Below are 20,568 nucleotides of genomic sequence, written 5' to 3' on the forward strand. Positions count from 1 at the left end.
CTTGACGCCAGGAGAATTATCTCGCCACAAAGCTTGCTCAAGGCCACCATGGGAAGCTTTCCACACCTGACGGTGACATAGCCTTTTTTTATGGGCGGTTACAATACCGGCTACGGCTCATGCCCTGTCCAACCATCCAGATTGAAACCTATGTCCAGCATCTCCACCACCTCGCCCCTCTCCGACGACGAATACGCCGAACTCGATATCCTGCTGGCCAAGCCAGAACTTGCAGGACGCGCGATGGACGTGTCGATGCTGGAAGGCCTGATCACTGCCGTGGCGCTCAGTCCGAACCAGCTGGCCAGCACCGCCTGGCTGCCGTGGGTCTGGGACAAGGCGGCCGGCAGCGCCGCCTCCACGCTCGATGCAGGCGATACCGCGCGCGCCGAGGCGCTGGCCCAGCGCCATTTCGAGTATATGGTCGAATGGCTGGCGAAAGACCCCAGCAGCTTCGAGCCGATCTACGCGTGCGGCCCGGAATGGAGCGTGCCTGGCTGGTGTGCCGGTTTCGTGCTCGGCACGTCGCTCGACAAGCCGCAGTGGGCAGCACTCGCTGTCAGCCACCCCGAATACGTGGCGCCGTTCAAGCACCTGGCAACGGCCGCCGAACTCGATGACGAGGCGGCGGAAGACGCGATGGATGCGGTGATACCGTCCGTGATCGCCGTCAACGAAGCGTGGGCGCGCCAGCGCCACCTGAAAAGCCAGGCGCAAACACAGGCCGGCAGCACGGTGCTGCGCGAACTGCCGAAGACGGGCCGCAACGACCCGTGCCACTGCGGCAGCGGCAAGAAGTACAAGAAGTGCTGCGCCGATGCCGACAGCGCGGCCAACTAGCACGCGACCGCCTTGCGCCAGTTGCTGACGACGGTTTTCCGCTTCCTGCTGCGCCATGCGCTGCAGTTCGTGCTGTTTGTCGTCATCCTGCTGGCCGGGCGCTACCTGCTGGCCGAGTGGCGCGCTTTTACTGCCACCAGCGCCTCGGTCGGCATCCTGCGCGAGGTGGCCAGCGCCGGAGATCGTCATGGCGCCACGCTGGCGCAGGCGACCAGCGCGCGGCTCGCGGCGCTGCAAGATGCGTCGCTGGCCACCGTCGATACGCGCCTGGATCGCGTGCAGGAACAACTGCGCCAGCTGCGCGCAGCATCATCCCCCTCGCTGTTTGCCCTGCCCCTGCCCGACGCCAATGCGCTGGCCGCACGCGCGCAGCAGGAAGCCGCGCGCCGCGTCGAGATCGAGGTGCTGGCGCAGGAAGCGCGCTACCTGGGCGTGCTGCAGGCGGCACTGCGCGGGGACGATGCGCGCCAGGCGCTGGCGCGGCGCCACCAGGAGCACGTGCAGGCGTATGCGGCGCTGCAGGCCAACCTGGAACAGCAGCGCCGGCTCGAACTGACGCACCCGCTGGCGTCCCACCTGCCCGGCAGTCCCGCGCACGGCCAGCTGGCGGCGCTGGAAACCCAGGAAGCGCGCCTGCGGCTGGCCAATCTGGCGGCCTACCAGCAGTATCTGCTGCAAAACGCACGCACTGTCCGTGCCGAACGCCCGGCCCCATTCGCCATCGACAATGCCGCGCTGGCCGATGCGCTGGCCCCGCTGCAGCAGGCCGTCAGAGCCAGCGAAACGCAGCTGGCGCGCAACTGGATCGCCCGCTGGCGCGCGCCCGTGCTGGACGTGATTCCCGTGGCCGCGCTGCTGGTACTGTCGGCCATCCTGACGCCGCTCGCCATCAAGGCCTTTTTCTATTTTGTACTGGCGCCGCTGGCATCGCGCCTGGAACTGCTGTCGATTGCGCGCGAACTGCGGCTCGATGGCGTGCAAGCGTCACTGCCGCTGGCGGATCGGTCGCGCATCTCGGGCGTGTCGCAAGCGCTGCTTCTGGCACCGGGCGACACCATGCTGATCCACCCGGCCTACCTGCAGTCTTCGCCGGTCGGCACGCGCAAGCGCACGCAGTGGCTGCTGGACTGGTCGTATCCGTTCACCAGCCTGGCGGCCGGCATGGCAGCCCTCACGCGCATCACCAGCACGCACAGCGCATCGGTCACGCTGTCGGCCAGCGACGACCCGCTGATGGAAGTGGCGGTGCTGTACTTGCCGCCAGGCGCAGCGATGGTGTTCCAGCCGCGCGGGCTGGTGGGATTGATCTTTCATGGTGCGCAAAAACCTGCCATCAGCAGCCACTGGCGCCTGGCCAGCCTGCATGCCTGGCTGACCCTGCAGCTGCGCTTTATCGTGTTTCGCGGCCCCGTCACCCTGATCGTGCGCGGCACGCGCGGTGTGCGCATGGAGGCCGCCAGCCAGGGACGCTCGATCAGCCAGGCCGCCACCCTGGGCTTTTCCACCGGCGTGCTGTACTCCACCACGCGCAGCGAAACCTTTGTCCCCTACCTGCGCGGCCAGCAGGCGCTGCTCAACGACCGCTTCGACGGCGACGGCGTCTACCTGTATGAAGAAACCCCGCGCCACGGCAAGCAGCCGGGCAAGGTGGGCAGCTGGTTCGAGGGCTTCACGGACGCGGTGCTGAAAGTCTTTGGCATCTAGCGCCGTTCCAGTGACGGTCGGCGCAGGGTCGGGTTAGCGCGGCGCGCGTAACCCGACACCACCACAGAACAAGACATCAATCCTGCACGCCATTCTTTTTCTTCTCGCGCGCCACCACATACAGCAGCACGATCATCACCGCATACGGCAGCAGCGACAGCGCGTCCGAGCTGGTACCGGCATAGAACGGATTGCCATGCTCGGCCCAGTCGGCCATCATCTGGTCGAAGTGCGTCAGCACGCCTGCGGTAATGGCGATAATAATGCCGGCCAGCGCGCCGCCGGCGATATAGCCGGAAGCGAGCAGCACGCCCGAGCTGCGGTCTCCCGCCAGCTGTCGCTCTTCTTCGTTCAGTTTCGCGTTGTGTTCCAGCTTGTTGTTGCGGCGGTCGGCCAGCCAGCGGATCACGCCGCCGACCATGATCGGCAGGGTCGACGACAGCGGCAGGTACACGCCCACCGAGAACGCCAGCGAAGCGATGCCGGCCATCTCCAGCACCACCGCGATCATCACGCCGAACAGCACCAGGGTCCAGGGCAGCTGCTGGTCGAGGATGCCCTTGATGATGTAGGACATCAGCACGGCTTTCGGCGCATCGTATTTCTTCACTTCCGAGCCGTCCGGGCGCTTGTTGTAGGCACCGTTGATGCCCGGGTCGACCAGGTAGGCCAGCTGGCCGTCGTCCTTGACAAAGTATTTGCCGGCCGGGCCGCCGACCGTATCGGTCTTCTGCCAGACTTTATACGTATTATGGTCGGTTTCCGCCTGCGGGCCATGCAGCTCGCCCGTCACGGTCAGTTTCGACGCATCGACCGTGAGGCCAGGCGCCACCTGCGCGGCCGGCACATACACGGTGCTGGCCTCGTTCAGTTTCAGCAGGATCGGCCCCAGGATCAGCGCCGACGACAGCGCGCCCGCGAGGATCGCATACTGCTGCAGGCGCGGAGTGGCGCCGATCAGGTAGCCGGTTTTGAGGTCCTGCGAGGTGGTGCCGGCATTGCTGGCGGCGATGCAGACGATGGCGCCCACCGACAGGGCGGTAACGTAGTAGCGTCCGCCCGTCCAGCCCATCAGCAGGAAGATCAGGCAGGTAAACAGCAAGGTCGCCACGGCCATGCCCGAGATCGGGTTCGACGACGAGCCGATCTCGCCGGTCAGGCGCGACGACACGGTGGCGAACAGAAAGCCGAACACCAGGATCAGCAGCGCACCCAATACGTTCATGTGCAGCGGCGTGGCAAACGTAATCACGGCGATAATCGCCAGGCAGCCGATGACCACCCATTTCAAAGGGATGTCCTGCTCCGTGCGCAAGGTCGAATTGGCCTTGCTGCCCTTGCCGATGCCGGCCAGGCCGGCCGACAGGCTGCGCCAGATCATCGGCATGGCGCGCACCAGCGAAATGAGGCCGCCGGCAGCCACGGCGCCCGCGCCGATATACAGCACATAGGCGCTGCGGATATCGTCGGCGCCCATGGCGCTGATCAATTTGGTACCGGGCGAGAGCACGGTAGTGAGATTGTCGCCGAAAAACTTGATCATCGGGATCAACAGCAGGTACGACAGCACGCCGCCCGCCGCCATGGTGGCGGCGATGCGCGGGCCGATGATATAGCCGACACCGAGCAGCTCGGGCGAGATCTCGGCGCCGATCGAGCCGGCTTTTAACGGTGCGCCGAATTCGACGCCCGGCGTATCCTTCCAGCCCTTGAACGAGATATTGAACACTTTATACAGGAGGCCAACGGCAAAGCCGCCGAAGATGATCTTGGCGCGGCGCTTGGCGTCTTTCGCCGCGGCCGAATCGGACTCGATGCTTTCGCCGGCGGCGATGCGCGATTCATCGGTGGCGGCCGCCTTGAGCACCTCGGCGCAGGCCGTGCCTTCCGGGAATTTGAGTTCCTTGTGCTGGTCGACGATCATGGTGCGGCGCATCGGGATCATCATCAAAATGCCCAGCAGGCCACCCAACACGCCGACCAGCATCACGCGCGAGATTTCCAGGTCGAAGCCGAGGATCAGGATGGCCGGCATCGTCACCCCCAGGCCGAAGGCCAGCGATTCGCCGGCCGAACCGGCCGTCTGCGTGATGCTGTTTTCCAGGATCGAGGAATCCTTGCCGCCCACCTTCTTGGCCAGGCCGAACAGGGTGATGGCGATCACCGCGACGGGAATCGAGGCGCTGACGGTCAGACCCACTTTCAGTACCAGGTACAGCGACGAGGCGCCAAACACCATGCCGAGGATGACGCCCATCAGCAAGGCACGGAAGGTCATCTCGGGCAGTTGCGCATCGGCCGGTATATACGGTTTCACGGTCGCCGGTATTGCATCTTTTGCCATGGACATTCCTTATCTGTATAAATCAAAACAGCCCGGATTGGCGCCCGGGCTATTTTTCTGAAGCCGTGACTATCGCACAGCCGCGTTTCCATGAAAAGGTTTTTTGCGCTGGCAGCAAGGCGCAGAGCGGCTCCTGCCATGGTCTATAATCGCTGCCACCGTGCCGTGCACGCTAACGTGAGACTGTCTTGACTGCTAACCGATCCGGCTTTCCCTGGCCATCCCGCCGCGCCGTCGTGCGCGGCCTTATCCTGGCCGGCGCTGCCGCACTGGCTTGCGCCGTCCTGCTGGCCGCCTACCTGTTCCTGTATGTGCGACCGCGCCTGCCCGCCCTCGACGTCATCACCGATTACCAGCCGAAGATCCCGCTGCGCGTCTACACGGCCGACAATGTGCTGATCGGCGAATTCGGCGAGGAACACCGCGACTTCGTGCCGATCGCGCAGGTGCCGGAAATGATGAAAAAGGCCCTGATGGCCATCGAGGACAGCCGCTTCTACGAACACAATGGCATCGACTTCGTGCGCGTCGGCGGCGCCGTGATGTCCAACCTGCGCCACGGCTTCGGCCACGGCGGCGGCTCGACGCTCACCATGCAGGTGGCGCGCAATTTCTTCCTGACGCGCGACAAGGTCGCCTCGCGCAAGCTCAATGAAATCATGCTGGCCCTGAAGATCGAGGCGGCGCTGTCGAAAGACCAGATCCTGGAGCTGTACATGAACCAGGTCTACCTGGGTCAGCGCTCGTTCGGCTTCGGCAGCGCGGCGCAGACCTATTTCGGCAAACCCCTGGGCGACCTGTCGATCGCCGAGATGGCGATGCTGGCCGGCCTGCCGCAAAACCCGTCGCGCCACAATCCGATCAGCAATCCGAAACGCGCGCACGCGCGCCAGCAGCTGGTATTGAAGCGCATGCGCGACCTCGATTACATCAGCGACGGCCAATACCAGCAGGCCTTGAAACAGCCGCTGCGCTACAACACGCGCGGCAGCCAGGGTTTCGACACGCACGCCGAATACGTGGCCGAACTGGCGCGCCAGGCCGTGTTCGCGCAGTACAAGGAAGACAGCTACACCAAGGGCATCAGCGTCTACACGACCATCCTGAAAGCCGACCAGGACGCGGCCTATGCGTCCACGCGCCGCAACGTGATCGCCTACGACCAGCGCCACGGCTACCGCGGCCCGGAAACCTTTATCGAACTGCCGCCGGAACCCGAGCTGCGCGACGACGCCATCGACGCGGCGCTGCAGAAGCGCCCGGACAGCGACGGCCTGGTGGCCGCCGTGGTCACCGATGTGGCCAGCGGCAAGGTGACGGTCGACACGGGCGACGGCGAGGAAAAAGTCATCACCGGTGCCGGCCTGCGCTTTGCGGCCCCTGCCCTGTCCGGCAAGGCCGCCGCCGGCATCAAGCTGCGTCCCGGTGCGGTGATCCGTGTCAGCAAGGATGCGAAAGACAACTGGATGATTACGCAAGTGCCGCTGGTGGCCGCCGCCTTTGTCTCGCTCGACGCCGACACGGGCGCCTACCATGCGATGGTGGGCGGCTTCGACTACAACCTGCAAAAGTTCAACCACGTGACGCAAGCCTGGCGCCAGCCCGGTTCGGCCATGAAGCCGTTCGTGTATTCGGCAGCGCTGGAAAAAGGCTTTTCGCCGGCCACCCTGATCAATGACGTGCCACTGGAACTGCCGGCTGGCGGCAAAGTCTGGTCGCCGCAGAATGACGACTTCAAGTTCGACGGTCCGATCACCATGCGCTATGCGCTGGCCCAGTCGAAGAACGTGGCCTCGGTGCGCATCCTGCGCGCGCTGGGCGTGCCGTACACGCACGACTTCATGGAAAAATTCGGTTTCGATCCCGCGCGCCAGCCGAACAACCTGACCATGGCGCTCGGTACCGGTTCCGTGACGCCGGTGCAGATGGCCGGCGCCTACGCGCTGTTTGCCAATGGCGGCCACCAGGTCGAGCCGTACCTGATCGACCGCATCGTCGACGCCAAGGGCGTGGTGCTGATGCAGACCAAGCCGCCCGCTCCCGGCGACGAGAAAACCCTGGCGCTCGACCCGCGCAATGCCTACGTGATGGACAGCATGCTGCGCGAAGTGACGCGCTCGGGCACCGGTGCGGCCGCCACGCGCAGGCTCAATCGCGCCGACATCGCCGGCAAGACCGGCACCACCAGCGACGCCGTCGACGGCTGGTTCGCCGGTTATGGCGGCGGCATCGTGGCGGTGGCCTGGATGGGCTACGACGAGCCGAAGTCGCTGGGCGGGCGCGAATTCGGCGCCACCCTGGCCATGCCGATCTGGCTTGACTACATGCAGACGGCGCTGGCCACGCGCCCGCAGCTGACGCGCGCCGTGCCGCCGGGCCTGAGCCAGATCGATGGCGAATGGCTGTATGACGAATTCATCGACATGAACAGCGTGCGCACGCTGGACATGGATACCGAGACGCCAACCGATCCGGCAGCGGTGCCGGAGACGGTGCCGGTGGAAACCACGCAGTAAAGCACGCAAATAAGAAAAATGGCCGGGATCGCTCCCGGCCATTTTTCATGCGCCGAGCCGCGTAGGTCGGGTTAGGCCTGCGGCCGTAACCCGACGCCACCAGCAGCGCCAACCATGTGTCGCATTACGCGGGACCTGTGGCCCCGCTAATCCGACCTGCCAAATAGCCCCGCACCGTCCTTACCGTGCTGTCGGCAAAATCATCGACACTGACCCTGGCCGCGCGGTACTTCCAGCGTTTCACATACCAGTCCTGGAACAGCGCCAGGCAGTGCGAGGCCAGGAGGGTCGCGTCGCCCTGCGGCTTCGGATCGATCTCGGCGATGGTATTGGCCAGCAGGGTCTGCACGAACAATTCCGACTGCTTGGCCATGCTGCGCTGCTCGACCTGCAGCACGCGCGAATCCATGTAGACGAAATAAAACCACGGCTGCAGGATTTCGGACAGATAGATCGACGAGCGTATCATCGCCTCCAACCGGTCCAGCGGCGACTCGACGTCGACGAACAGCTGCGGCAAGGCCTGCGTGGCGTGGCGCACCACGTCCTCGATCATTTCGGCCAATTGATCCTTGCCCGTGATATAGCCATACAGGCCGCCCATCGACAGCCCCGTCTCGCGGCACAGGTCGCGCAAGCTCATGGCGCGAAACCCCACGTCATTGGCCAGGCGGAAGGTCGCGCCAAAGATGCGTTCCAGGTTTTCCAGCGCGGGCTTGCGGCGCTTGACGCCGATGCGGCCCGCATGGCGGTCGAGGATATATTCCCAGATATTGACGCCGTTCAACGGCGTCATCTGCTGGAACTGTTCGAAGTTGAAATGGGTCGACAAGTGCATTCCCAAAAAACATATAAGAAAACGGCGCCATTCCGGTCAAACCACGGCCGGGGCGGAAAGCGGGACTGATTATAGCGCAGCGAATTGGCCGATTGTCTTTTCAATTCGGCCAGCCCCCGCCAGTGCAACTTCCTCGCCACAGCGCGCTGCGGCATATTGCACCGCAATATCGAATTGGCAAGCTATTTGCCAACACCAGTGCTACATTTCAAAGACCGAGCGCTCGCTATATCAGCTGTCCCACAGAGGACGGCGGATGGCGGCACCGGTACCGCTACAGCATCGACATTTCCCATTAAACATAACGGAGACAAAATGAAGACTCGCTTCTGGCAACTGCTGTCCACCCTCGTCCTGGCCCTGTGCATCCTGCCCATGACGGCCAGCGCCGCCGGCTATACGCAAACAAAATATCCGATCGTGCTGGTGCACGGCCTGTTCGGTTTCGACAAGCTCGGTCCCGTCGAATATTTTTATGGCGTGCCGGCCGCCCTGCGCGACGGCGGCGCCAAGGTCTATCTGACCACCGTGTCGGCCGCCAACAGCACCGAAGTGCGCGGCGAACAGCTGCTGTCGCAGGTGCGGCAGATCCTGGCCGCCACCGGCGCGGCCAAGGTCAACCTGATCGGCCACAGCCATGGCGGCCCGACGGCGCGCTACGTGGCCTCGGTGCGGCCCGACCTGGTGGCGTCAGTGACCAGCGTGGCCGGCGTCAACAAGGGCTCGAAAGTGGCCGACATGCTGGCCGGCGCGATTCCGAATACCAGCGGCGCGGTCGGCACCGCCCTCGCCTCGCTGATCGGCATTATCTCCGGCAACAAGGGCCTGCCGCAAAACGCGGGCGCCGCGCTGGCCTCGCTGTCGACGGCCGGTTCGCTGGCGTTCAACAACCGCCATCCGCAGGGCGTGCCCACCAGCGCCTGCGGCGAAGGCGCCTACCAGGAGCGTGGCGTGTACTACTTTTCGTGGAGCGGCGCGCAGCCCTACACCAATGCGCTCGATGCGGGCGACCCGGCCATGGCCGCCATCAGCCTGGCCTTTGGCGGCGCCAAGAACGATGGCCTGGTCAGCAGCTGTTCCAGCCACCTTGGCAAGGTGATCCGCGACGACTATGCGATGAACCACCTCGATGAAGTCAACCAGTTCATCGGCATCGTCAACCTGTTCGAGACCTCGCCCGTGACCGTGTTCCGCCAGCAGGCCAACCGCCTGCAGGGCCTGGGCCTGTAAGGGGGCAGCCATGCGCACGCACACGACATGGCTGGCGGCCGGTGCCATCGCCGCGCTGGCGCTGTACTGGACGCTGTCGCCGGGCGAACCGGCGGCGCCCCCGCGCGAGAAGGAAGAGCCCGACCTGTTCGCGTTCGTGCGCTCGATGCAAGGCACGCGGCCCGATGGCAGCCTGACGGTGGCCGCCGGCGACACGCTGGTGGTCGACGCGGAGCTGGGCCACCTGTTCGACTATTACCTGGCCGGCCTCGGCGAAAAACCGCTGGCTGCCATCCGCAGCCAGATCGAACTGGAGCTGGACCGGCGGCTGGCGCGCGCTCCCGCGCGCGAGGCGAAACGGCTGCTGGGCGCCTATCTGGGCTACAAGCAGGCATTGGTGCTGGCGGAACAGGCGCTGCCGCCCTCGGGCGACGCGCTGCAGGCGGCCAGCGCGCGCCTGCAGGCAATGCGCGCGCTGCGGCCAGGCTATTTTACGGCGCAGGAAAGCGCCGGCCTGTTCGGCGCGCTCGACGCCCGCGATGACGATGCCGTCGCGCGCATGGCGGTGCTCGGTGACAGCCTGCTGGGCGAAGCGGAGCAGCAGCGCAGGCTGGCCGTGCTCGACGCTGCGCTGACACCGGCGCAGCGCACGGAGCGCGACGCACCGCTGCAAGTGAGCGCGCTCGACGCCTCGATACGCGCCCTGCGCGCGCAGGGCGGCGACGACAATGAGGTGTACCGGCTGCGCGCCGCGAGGTTTACCCCGGAAGCGGCGGCGCGGCTGGCCGAACTCGATCGCGAGGAATCGCAGTGGCAGCAGCGCATTATCGCCTGGCAGGCGCAGAAGGCAGCGCTGGGCGCACAGGATGCGGCCGCCGCGCAGCAACTGGCAGCGACACTGTTTACGCCAGACGAACAGAAACGCCTGGGCGCCTACGAATAGCGCGCCTGGCACAAATCACGGGTTATCTGTCATTTACCGATTCTCCCTGCAGCTGCAAGATGCGGTATCGGCAGCGCGGCACCGGCCGCACCGTTTACTTGCAGGGGTAGTCATGAAAACCATGAAAATCGTCGTTATCGGCGGCAGCGGCCTGATCGGCAGCAAAGTCGTCCTCAATCTGCGCCGGCTTGGCCACGCAGTACTGGCCGCCTCGCCCGGCAGCGGCGTCAATACTGTCACCGGCGAAGGCCTCGATGCGGCGCTGGCCGGCGCCGAAGTGGTGATCGACCTGGCCAATTCACCGTCGTTTGCCGACCAGGATGTGCTCGACTTCTTTACGGCCTCCGGGCGCAACCTGCTGGCGGCCGAAGCGAAGGCCGGCGTGCGTCATCATGTGGCGCTGTCGGTAGTCGGCACCGAGCGGCTGCAGGACAGTGGTTACTTCCGCGGCAAGCTGGCGCAGGAAAAGCTGATCGAGGCCTCGCCCGTGCCGTACACCATCGTGCGCTCGACGCAGTTCTTCGAGTTTTTGGGCGGCATCGCGCAGTCGGGCACGGTGGGCAACGAGGTACATATGTCGCCGGCGCTGGTGCAGCCGATTTCGTCGCACGATATCGCCGCCGCCGTGACCGAGGCGGCGCTGGCAGCACCAATCAATGGCATGCTCGAAGTGGCCGGTCCGGAACGCGTCAGCCTGGCCTCACTGGTGCAGCGCCATCTGGACGCGACCGGCGACACGCGCACTGTCGCGATCGATGCGGACGCCGCCTACTTCGGCGTGAAACTCGACGACTGCTCACTCACGCCGGCGCAAGGCGCGCGCCTGGGCACGGCCACTTTCGAAGCATGGCTGGCCGGCAGATAAGGCGCTATGGCGCCTTGGAGAACCGCTTGCGGTAATCGTGCGGCGAAATGGCCAGGTGGCGCTGGAAGGTCGCGCGCAGCCGGTCCTCGTCGCCAAAGCCGCAGTCGCGCGCAATCTGGTCGATATTGCGCGTTGACTGCTCCAGCATGCGGCGCGCCGCTTCCAGCCGGTACAACTCCACCGCCCGGGCCGGCGAGCGGCCGGTTTTCTGCTTGTAGACGCGCGAGAAATTGCGCGGACTCATGCTGGCCTGCTGCGCCAGCGCTTCCACATTCAGGCTTGTACTGGCCAGATTGTCCGCCAGCCAGCGGTGCAATTCGTCGAACGGCGCGCCATCGCCCGCTTGCGACTGCAGCGCCACGCTGAACTGCGCCTGCCCGCCGGGGCGCTTCATGAATACCACCAGTTCGCGCGCTACCAGCATTGCCACCTCGCGGCCGCAATCGGCTTCCACCAGCGCCAGCGCCAGGTCGATGCCGGCGGTGACGCCAGCCGAGGTCCAGATGGCGCCCTGCTGCACGAAAATCGCATCGCGGTCGATTTCCAGGTCCGGATGCAGCGCCTGCAGCCGGTCGCACATGGCCCAGTGCGTGGCGGCCCGCTTGTTGTCCAGCAGGCCCGCCTGCGCCAGCAAGAATGCGCCGCTGCACACCGACGCCGTACGGCGCGCCGCTGGCGAGGCCGTGCGCAGCCACTCCACCGTCGCGGGAGACGCGCCCAATGCCTGCTCCACTTCCGGCGCGCCGGGCACGATAATGGTGTCGATGGATCGTCCCGCGAACTGGGCGAACGGCAGGCTGGACAGCGCCACGCCTTCGATGGACGCCACCAGCCCGCCATGCTTGCTGACCGTCTGCCGCTCGTATCCGGGCAAGCCGCGCGCCGCCATGTATTTCGAGGCGGCCCAGAACACGGTCTGTGGCCCGGTCAGGTCGAGCAGGCCCATGCCTTCGAAGGCGACGAACAACACCAGGCGTGGCTGGTGCAAAGACTCTGGCATGATGGCTGGGCTCCCCTGGTTCAGGCCAGTCTTTCACCGCGCTGCGCGATTGTCAAGCCGCGCCAGGCAAAACGGCCGCACATGGCGGCCGTCCGGTTCATGCCGAACCAGGGTGCAACGCTTAAAACTCTTCCCAGTCGTCGTTCGACGGCTTGCCCTGGTGGACGGCGGGCGCCGCTTTCAATGCCGCGCGAGGTGCTGCGGCACGCATGGCCGGGCGCGCTGGCACAGCCGGTTTGCGCACGGCCGCCGGCGTTGGCGCCTGCACGCCATCGAGCCTGAACACGCTGACCACCGCCGACAATTTGCCGGCCTGTTCCTGCAGCGATTCGGCCGCGGCTGCCGCTTCCTCCACCAGCGCCGCATTCTGCTGGGTGACCTGGTCCATCTGGCCGATGGCCTGGTTGATCTGGTCGATGCCCGAGCTTTGCTCCTGCGTGGCCAGGCTGATTTCGGCCATGATATCGGTCACGCGCTGCACGCTCGACACGATATCGGCCATCGTGCCGCCCGCCTCGGCCACCAGCTTGCTGCCGGCATCGACCGCCACCACCGAGTCGCCGATCAGGGTCTTGATTTCTTTTGCCGCGCCCGCGCTGCGCTGGGCCAGGTTGCGCACTTCGGTGGCCACCACGGCAAAGCCGCGCCCCTGCTCGCCCGCGCGCGCCGCTTCCACGGCGGCATTCAGTGCCAGGATATTGGTCTGGAACGCGATGCCGTCGATGACGCTGATGATGTCGACGATCTTGCGCGAGGAATCGTTGATGGCGTCCATCGTGTGCACCACCTTGTCGACCACCTCGCCACCCTTGACGGCCACGCTGGACGCGGTGCGCGCCAGCACGTTGGCCTGCTGGGCATTGTCGGCATTCTGGCGTACTGTCGAGGTCAGCTCTTCCATCGACGAGGCGGTTTCTTCGAGCGAGCTGGCCTGCTCTTCGGTACGCGAGGACAGGTCCAGGTTGCCGGCCGCGATCTGGGTCGAGGCGGTGGCGATGGTTTCCGTGCCGCCGCGCACCTGGCCGACGATGGACACCAGGCTGGCGTTCATGTCGTGCAATGCCTGCAGCAGCTGGCCCGTCTCTTCGGTGGTGCTGACGACGATGCGGCTGGTCAGGTCGCCCGAGGCCACTGTCTGCGCCACCTTGACGGCCTCGATAATGGGACGCGTGATGGCGCGCGTAATGAACGCGGCGCAGGCGACGCCGATGATGGATGCGAGCACGGCCAGGATCAGCATCAGGCGCTCCGAGTTCACCACGGCCTCGCCGCCTTCCCTGACGCTGCCGTCGGCGATCTTGCCATTCAAGGCGATGATCTGGTTCAGCGACGCTTCGGCCTTGGCAAACAGGCCGCGCGAGTCGAGATACTGCTTGTAGAAATCGACAAACAGATCCTTCTGTTTCTGCTCGTCCTGGTTCTGCGCCAGCGCGCTCAATACGCTGCCCACCTTGTCGTCGCTGCTCTTCCAGGCCGCCCACTCGCCCTGGAAGCGTTGCCACAGCACCGTTTCCTCGGGTGTTTGCGGCAGCGGCTCGTACAGCTTGCGGCCCGTGTCGATGCTGGCCCAGGCCCTGGCGCGCAGCTGTTGCGCCTCGCGGAACTTGTCCTGCGCCTGATAGTTGTTTTCGTAGATGGCGGCGCTCAGGGTACCGGCGGCAACCGCCGTCTGGCCCTCGCTCATCAGCAGCAGGCCCTGGATCGACGGCAGGCGCACCACGCCGATTTCATTGACGGAGGTGCCGACGGTGGCGATGCCCGCATAGCCGGTAATGCCGACGACGATCAGCGCCGCCATCATGACCGCCACCAGGGCGGCCAGTTTCCATTTGATCAGTAAATTTTTAAACATTTTGACACCCATAAGAAAAGCCGACATGCATCAGGCAAAGTGAGAACGGCAGGTTCGGATAGAACAGGACGCTTGCAGAACGCTTGCGGGGATGGGGCAAACACTTCGTGACAATTGGCGAGATTTACAAGTTGCCAGCATAGAGGAAAAGTCGTGCTCTGGCAGATACATACTTGATACAAAACAACTTTTACTTGCTCCCTGTGGCGTATCAGAAACAGCCTTGCATCAGCGTGGTGCAGAAATTGCTATTTTTAATAATGGCGCACACAGCCAAATATTGCTTTTGAGAATTAATTTTACTATTATCTTCGTAATTGAGCCGCTCTCTCAACATGTCCCCCTCCAACCCTTTCTTATCTTGTCTGCCGCTTCGGCAGCAACCCAGCGAAAGCGATCCGTGCCCCACATCAAATTGCCTTCCTTCCTGCCGTGCCTGTTGCTGGCCGTGCTGTTCGCATTCTCCCAGCTGGCCTGGGCAGGCGTGGTGGTGGCGGGCCAGGAGATCGGCAAGGCAACCTGGGCGGACCGTACGCTGCTTGCGACAAAAAAGTTCACGGTGGCGGAAATCACCGCATCGCCCCTCAAGGAGGGGAAGGTGCTGCGAATCGAGGGGCCACTCAGCGGCAAGATGACAGGATCGGCCGAGCTGTTCTATGACGCGCAGGGTACGCTGGCGGGCGCCCGCATCGCATCGGCACAACCGCGGGACATGCTCAAACGGCTGGCCCAGGCGAGCCGGGCACATGCGGATGGGGCCTATCATTACACCTCGGGCGACTTGCATCTGAGAATAGTCAGTGCCGATGGGGCTGATCTGGTCTACCTCACGTCAATTGCGCTGGATGCGCAGCTGGCGGCGTCGCAGGCCAGCGAACCCGCCAATTGGTGGCGCATCGCCCTGTGGCTGGTGGCCGGCGCGGTGGGCGCGGTGCTGCTGCAGGCACTGGTCAGGTTCGCCTGGCGGCGCCGGCTGAAGATCTGGAATGCCCGTGCCTTTATTGCCGACTACCTGGCAGCGTTCGCCATCGTTGGCGCCGTAGCCCATGCCTGTCCGCAGTCAAGGCTGGGACTGGAGAAGCTGGCGCTGGGCGCGTATGTGCTCGGCTACGGCCTGCTGCTGGTGTGGGCGCTGCGCACCGTGCGCCACAGCGGTTGGCTGCCGCGCAAACCGGTGCTTGAACTGCTGTGGGCAGTGCCGGCCACGCCGGTATTGCTGGCACCCGTGATCGTGCGCAATGCGTGCAAGTCGGTGCACTACGCCGGCATGACGCTGTTCTTCGCACAAATCCTGGCACTGGTTTATTTCAGTTTGCGGCCCGGCCTGGCAGGCATCCTGCTGCTGCTCGCGCTGACGGGCCTGCTCGGTGCCGGCCTCGCGCGGCTGTACTGCGCCAGCTATGAACGCTTCGCGCGGCGCCATGCTGTCCTGCGGCTCTTGCTGGCCTTGCTGCTGTGGCCCGTGTTCCTGGCTGTCTTTTGCGTATATATGCTGTTCCAGATCGTCGCTGGCGCGCTGGTTGTCGCCCTGTACATGATTATTCCTGCACTGCTGGTCTGGCTGGTCGGCGCCGTGACGCAAACGCAATGGCTGGTGACCGTCGCAGCCTGCCTGCCGTTCCTGGGGCTGGTGCCGGGCGTGTTCAACATATTCGACATGGGAATGATGCCAACCGGCTACAGCGGCATGGACTTCACCGCCGAATCGTTCAATCCATCGACCGGCCTGCCGATGATGGGCGGCTTCGATACGGCCGGCAATGGCTACGGCATGGGCGGCTTCGATATCAATCCGGCCAACGGCATGCTGATGGTGGGCGGCATCGGCGGCTTTGATACGTTTGGCAACAGCTTCGGTTTCGATGACCATCACTGGTGAGCCTTGTGGCGGACCTTTCCTCCCGGCGCCTCTGGCCCGCCAGTTGATAGTCGTATAAGATGGACGACAAGCAAACACCGGAATCGCCATGGCTTATCCTATCGAACACAAACTGGTGATCGGCGTCGCGTCCAGCGCGCTGTTCGACCTGTCCGAATCGCACCAGGTCTACCTGGACAGCGGCCCCGAGGAATACCGCAAGTACCAGGAAGCCCATATCGATACCGTGCTCGGGCGCGGCGTGGCCTTCCCGTTCATTCGCCGCTTTTTGAACATCAACAAGCACCATCCGCACGAAGCGCCGGTCGAGGTGGTGCTGTTTTCGCGCAATTCGCCGGAAACGGGCTTGCGCGTGATGCATTCGATCGCCCACTATGGCCTCGATATCTCGCGCGCCGCCTTTATGACCGGCAAGTCGCCCTACCCCTATCTGCCGGCGTTCAATGCCTCGCTGTTCCTGAGTGCCAATGAAGACGATGTGCGCGGCGCGCTGGCCTGCAATTTTCCGGCCGGCCTGGTGCTGCCATCGCGCCCCGAGGACGACGAGGCCGACGACGAGCTGCGCGTGGCCTTCGACTTCGACGGCGTGATCGCCGACGACGAGGCCGAAACCGTCTTCAAGCGCAACAACGATGTCGATGAATTCCACGCCCATGAAACGCTGAACGTGGGCACGCCCCATCGCCCCGGGCCGCTGGCCGACCTGTTTCAGAAGCTGGCCACCATGCAGCGCCTGGAAGAGGCGGCGCAGAAGCGCGACCCGGCGTATAAAAAAATCCTGCGCATCGCCATCATCACCGCCCGTAACGCGCCGTCGCACGAGCGCGTGGTGACTACCCTGAAAAGCTGGGGCGTGGCGGCCGACGAGACCTTCTTCCTGGGCGGCATGGACAAGTCGCGCGTGCTGGCCGTGTTCAAGCCGCATATCTTTTTCGATGACCAGATGAGCCACCTGAAGTCAAGCGGCGGCACGATACCGATGGTGCACGTCCCCTTCGGTGTGGCCAATGTGCGTGCGGTCGATGGTCTATAATCATGCCTGCTGGCGCCTTCGTGGAAGGTGCTGCGCGCATTACCGCTGTTCCTGTCAACTGCCTCTGTCACCAGTGTCATCGCCTGCATGTCCTTAGCCCTGAAAAAATCGCTCCCCAAGCCCGGCAACCGCTACGCGCTGCCCGCCCTGTATGGTTCATCCGACGCCTGCGCCCTGGCGCTGGCCGCATTGGAACTGAAGTCGCGCGGCCAGATGCTGGCCGTGGTGGTGGCGCAGGCCAGCGACGGCCAGCGCCTGCTCGATGAAATCCCGTGGTTCGGCGGCGCGCAGCTGCGCTGCCATCTGCTGCCGGACTGGGAAACCCTGCCTTACGATGCGTTTTCGCCGCACCAGGACCTGGTGTCCGAGCGCCTGGCCACCCTGCACGAGATCCAGAACCGCCAGTGCGATGTGCTGATCGTGCCGGCCACCACCGCGCTGGTGCGCCTGGCGCCGCCGTCGTTCCTGGCCGCCTACACCTTCTTTTTCAAGAAGGGCGAAACGCTCGATGAAGCGCGCCTGAAGTCGCAGCTGACGCTGGCCGGCTACAGCCATGTATCGCAGGTGATGTCGCCCGGCGAATACTCGGTGCGCGGCGGCCTGCTCGACCTGTTCCCGATGGGCTCGGCCCTACCCTATCGCCTGGACCTGTTCGGCGACACCATCGAGACCATCCGTACATTCGATGCCGATACCCAGCGCTCGCTGTATCCCGTGCACGAAGTGCGATTGCTGCCAGGGCGCGAATTTCCGATGGACGAAACGGCGCGCACCACCTTCCGCAGCCGCTGGCGCGAGCAATTCGAAGGCGATCCATCGCGCTCGGTGGTGTACAAGGACATCAGCAGCGGGATCGCCTCGGCCGGCATCGAATACTACCTGCCGCTGTTTTTCGAAGAAACGGCGACGCTGTTCGACTACCTGCCGCCCGACGCCTCGCTGGCCCTGGTGGGCGAGATCGATGGCGCCATTGGCCGTTTCTGGACCGATACGCAGTCGCGCTACCGCTTCCTGAAAGCGGACCGCGAGCGTCCGATCCTGCCGCCCGAATCGCTGTTCCTGAGCGACGAGCAGTTCTTCGCGCTGGCCAAGCCCTATGCGCGGCTGGCGATCGCCAAGTCGAACGATGCGCTGGCGTCGGAACTGTCGGCGCCGCTGCCGAACATCGCGGTGAACCGCCGCGCCGACGATCCGCTGGCGAACCTGCGCAGCTTTTTGCTGCAACCGGGCCGGCGCGTGATGGTCTGCGCCGAATCGAACGGCCGGCGCGAAACGCTGCAGCAGTATTTTGCCGAATACGATCTGCAGCTGACGCCGGTCGAGGGAAGCGACGGCTTCCTGCAGTCCGACGCCAAGCTGATGCTGGGCGTGGCGCCGCTGCATGCGGGCTTCGAGCTGTATACGGACGAGGGCAACCTGGCGTTCATTACCGAAACCGAGCTGTATGCCGGTTCGGGCCGCCGCGTCGGCAAGAAGAAACAGGAAGGCGTGACGCAGGTCGAGTCGATGGTGCGCGACCTGTCGGAGCTGAAAATCGGCGACCCGGTGGTGCATATCAACCATGGCATCGGGCGCTACATGGGCCTGACCAGCATGGACCTGGGCGAAGGCGAGACGGAATTCCTGCACCTTGAATATGCCAAGGACACCAAGCTGTATGTGCCGGTGTCGCAATTGCACGTGATCTCGCGCTATTCGGGCGCCTCGCCGGAAGACGCGCCGCTGCATTCGCTGGGCTCCGGCCAGTGGGAAAAGGCCAAGAAACGCGCGGCCGACCAGGTGCGCGACACGGCCGCCGAACTGCTCAACCTGTACGCGCGCCGCGCGCTGCGCCAGGGACACGCGTTCGAATACTCGTCGCACGACTACGAGCGCTTTGCCGACAGCTTCGGCTTCGAGGAAACGCCGGACCAGGCCGAGGCCATCCACAATGTGATCAAGGACATGACCTCCGGCAAACCGATGGACCGCCTGGTATGCGGCGACGTCGGTTTCGGCAAGACCGAAGTGGCGCTGCGCGCGGCCTTTATCGCCGTCATGGGCGGCAAGCAGGTGGCCATCCTGGCGCCAACCACGCTCCTGGCCGAACAGCATGCGCAGACCTTTGCCGACCGCTTTGCCGACTGGCCGGTGCGCATTGCCGAATTGTCGCGCTTCAGGAGCGGCAAGGAGATCACGCAGGCGTTCAAGGGCATGGCCGACGGCACGCTCGACATCATTATCGGCACGCACAAACTGCTGTCGGACGACGTGAAGTTCACGCGCCTGGGACTGGTGATCATCGACGAAGAACACCGGTTCGGGGTGCGCCAGAAAGAAGCGCTGAAAGCGCTGCGCGCCGAAGTCGATGTGCTGACCCTGACGGCCACGCCGATCCCGCGCACGCTGGGCATGGCGCTGGAAGGCCTGCGCGACTTTTCGATTATCGCCACGGCGCCGCAAAAGCGCCTGGCCATCAAGACTTTTGTCCGCAGCGAAGGCGAGGCGATCATCCGCGAAGCGTGCCTGCGCGAACTGAAGCGCGGCGGCCAGATCTACTTCCTGCACAACGAAGTGGAAACCATCCAGAACCGCCTGGCCATGCTGACCGAACTGCTGCCCGAGGCACGCATCGCCGTGGCGCACGGCCAGATGCACGAGCGCGACCTGGAAAAAGTCATGCGCGACTTCGTCGCCCAGCGCTTTAACATTTTGCTGTGCACCACCATTATCGAGACCGGCATCGACGTGCCGACCGCGAACACCATCATCATGCACCGCGCCGACAAGTTCGGCCTGGCGCAGCTGCACCAGCTGCGCGGCCGCGTGGGCCGTTCGCACCACCAGGCGTACGCCTACCTGCTGGTGCATGACGTGCAGGGCCTGACGAAACTGGCGCAGCGCCGCCTGGACGCCATCCAGCAGATGGAAGAACTGGGCAGCGGTTTTTATCTCGCCATGCACGACCTGGAAATCCGCGGCGCCGGCGAAGTGCTGGGCGAGAGCCAGTCGGGCGAGATGACGGAGATCGGCTTCCAGCTGTATTCGGACATGCTGAACGAAGCCGTGCGTTCGCTCAAAGCCGGCAAGGAGCCGGATCTGGCCGCGCCACTGGCCTCGACCACCGAGATCAACCTGCATGTGCCGGCGCTGCTGCCGGCCGACTTCTGCGGCGACGTGCACGAGCGCCTGTCGATTTACAAGCGCCTGGCCAACTGCGCCACGCAGGACAAGATCGACGATATCCAGGAAGAGCTGATCGACCGCTTCGGCAAGCTGCCCGACCCGGTGAAAGCGCTGATCGAAACGCACCGCCTGCGCATCGCCGCGAAAACCGTCGGCATCGTCAAGATCGACGTGCATGGCGAAGCGGCCACGCTGCAGTTCATGGCCAAGCCGCCGATCGACCCGATGCGCATCATCGAGCTGATACAAAAGAACCGCCATATCAAGCTGCATGGCCAGGACAAGCTGAAGATCAGCGCCGCCATGCCGGACCTGGCCGCGCGCGTCACGCAGATCAAGACCACCATCAAGCAATTGACCGTTTAGACTTTTACCGCAGG

13 protein-coding genes are annotated in these 20,568 nt (G+C 64.5%); 9 read left to right on the forward strand and 4 right to left on the reverse strand.

All coding sequences use genetic code 11. The annotated features are described in order from the left end of the window. Positions 1 to 150: 150 nt before the first annotated feature. Positions 151 to 840: a UPF0149 family protein gene (locus RTQ46_RS13845; RefSeq protein WP_312437365.1), complete on the forward strand. Its 690-nt coding sequence runs from the start codon at positions 151 to 153 to the stop codon at positions 838 to 840. A 12-nt stretch (positions 841 to 852) separates the two neighbouring features. Beyond that, the gene (locus tag RTQ46_RS13850) at positions 853 to 2,544 is read left to right on the forward strand and encodes a hypothetical protein (protein WP_312437367.1); all 1,692 of its coding nucleotides are present in this window, start codon (positions 853 to 855) and stop codon (positions 2,542 to 2,544) included. Between the two features lie 76 nt (positions 2,545 to 2,620). Here the strand turns inward: RTQ46_RS13850 and RTQ46_RS13855 are convergent, their stop codons facing one another. Further along, positions 2,621 to 4,888, reverse strand: coding sequence for an OPT family oligopeptide transporter (locus RTQ46_RS13855; RefSeq protein WP_312437368.1), 2,268 nt, complete (start codon positions 4,886 to 4,888; stop codon positions 2,621 to 2,623). Between the two features lie 236 nt (positions 4,889 to 5,124). Here RTQ46_RS13855 and RTQ46_RS13860 point away from each other — a divergent pair, with 236 nt between their 5' ends. Continuing rightward, a complete protein-coding gene (locus RTQ46_RS13860) occupies positions 5,125 to 7,404 on the forward strand; it encodes a PBP1A family penicillin-binding protein (protein WP_312437369.1) in 2,280 nt (759 codons plus the stop codon). Between the two features lie 124 nt (positions 7,405 to 7,528). On the opposite strand, the gene RTQ46_RS13865 is transcribed toward RTQ46_RS13860, so the two are convergent. Beyond that, positions 7,529 to 8,242, reverse strand: a complete 714-nt coding sequence (locus tag RTQ46_RS13865; RefSeq protein ID WP_312437371.1) for a TetR family transcriptional regulator — start codon at positions 8,240 to 8,242, stop codon at positions 7,529 to 7,531. 315 nt (positions 8,243 to 8,557) lie between these two features. Here RTQ46_RS13865 and RTQ46_RS13870 point away from each other — a divergent pair, with 315 nt between their 5' ends. The 3 genes from RTQ46_RS13870 to RTQ46_RS13880 all read left to right on the forward strand — a co-directional run bounded on the left by RTQ46_RS13870 (position 8,558) and on the right by RTQ46_RS13880 (position 11,259). Continuing rightward, the gene (locus RTQ46_RS13870; protein ID WP_312437373.1) at positions 8,558 to 9,472 is read left to right on the forward strand and encodes a triacylglycerol lipase; all 915 of its coding nucleotides are present in this window, start codon (positions 8,558 to 8,560) and stop codon (positions 9,470 to 9,472) included. A gap of 10 nt (positions 9,473 to 9,482) precedes the next feature. After that, on the forward strand, positions 9,483 to 10,394 hold the full coding sequence (locus RTQ46_RS13875) for a lipase secretion chaperone (RefSeq protein WP_312437375.1): 912 nt from the start codon (positions 9,483 to 9,485) through the stop codon (positions 10,392 to 10,394). 121 nt (positions 10,395 to 10,515) lie between these two features. After that, entirely contained in the window at positions 10,516 to 11,259 is a 744-nt protein-coding gene (locus tag RTQ46_RS13880; protein WP_312437488.1) for an SDR family oxidoreductase, read from the forward strand. Between the two features lie 4 nt (positions 11,260 to 11,263). Here the strand turns inward: RTQ46_RS13880 and RTQ46_RS13885 are convergent, their stop codons facing one another. Then, entirely contained in the window at positions 11,264 to 12,259 is a 996-nt protein-coding gene (locus tag RTQ46_RS13885; protein WP_312437377.1) for a GlxA family transcriptional regulator, read from the reverse strand. 121 nt (positions 12,260 to 12,380) lie between these two features. Beyond that, entirely contained in the window at positions 12,381 to 14,111 is a 1,731-nt protein-coding gene (locus tag RTQ46_RS13890; protein WP_312437379.1) for a methyl-accepting chemotaxis protein, read from the reverse strand. A gap of 223 nt (positions 14,112 to 14,334) precedes the next feature. Between RTQ46_RS13890 and RTQ46_RS13895 the strand changes: the two genes are divergently transcribed. The 3 genes from RTQ46_RS13895 to mfd all read left to right on the forward strand — a co-directional run bounded on the left by RTQ46_RS13895 (position 14,335) and on the right by mfd (position 20,554). Next, complete coding sequence (locus RTQ46_RS13895) at positions 14,335 to 15,990, forward strand: hypothetical protein (protein WP_312437381.1); 1,656 nt, start codon at positions 14,335 to 14,337, stop codon at positions 15,988 to 15,990. Positions 15,991 to 16,078: 88 nt separating this feature from the next. Continuing rightward, positions 16,079 to 17,023: a 5'-nucleotidase gene (locus RTQ46_RS13900; RefSeq protein ID WP_312437383.1), complete on the forward strand. Its 945-nt coding sequence runs from the start codon at positions 16,079 to 16,081 to the stop codon at positions 17,021 to 17,023. Positions 17,024 to 17,110: 87 nt separating this feature from the next. Then, positions 17,111 to 20,554: a transcription-repair coupling factor gene (mfd, locus tag RTQ46_RS13905; RefSeq protein WP_312437385.1), complete on the forward strand. Its 3,444-nt coding sequence runs from the start codon at positions 17,111 to 17,113 to the stop codon at positions 20,552 to 20,554. The last annotated feature ends 14 nt before the right edge of the window (positions 20,555 to 20,568 follow it).

The organism is Janthinobacterium sp., assembly GCF_031995485.1.
In the GTDB taxonomy this organism is placed as follows: domain Bacteria; phylum Pseudomonadota; class Gammaproteobacteria; order Burkholderiales; family Burkholderiaceae_D; genus Janthinobacterium.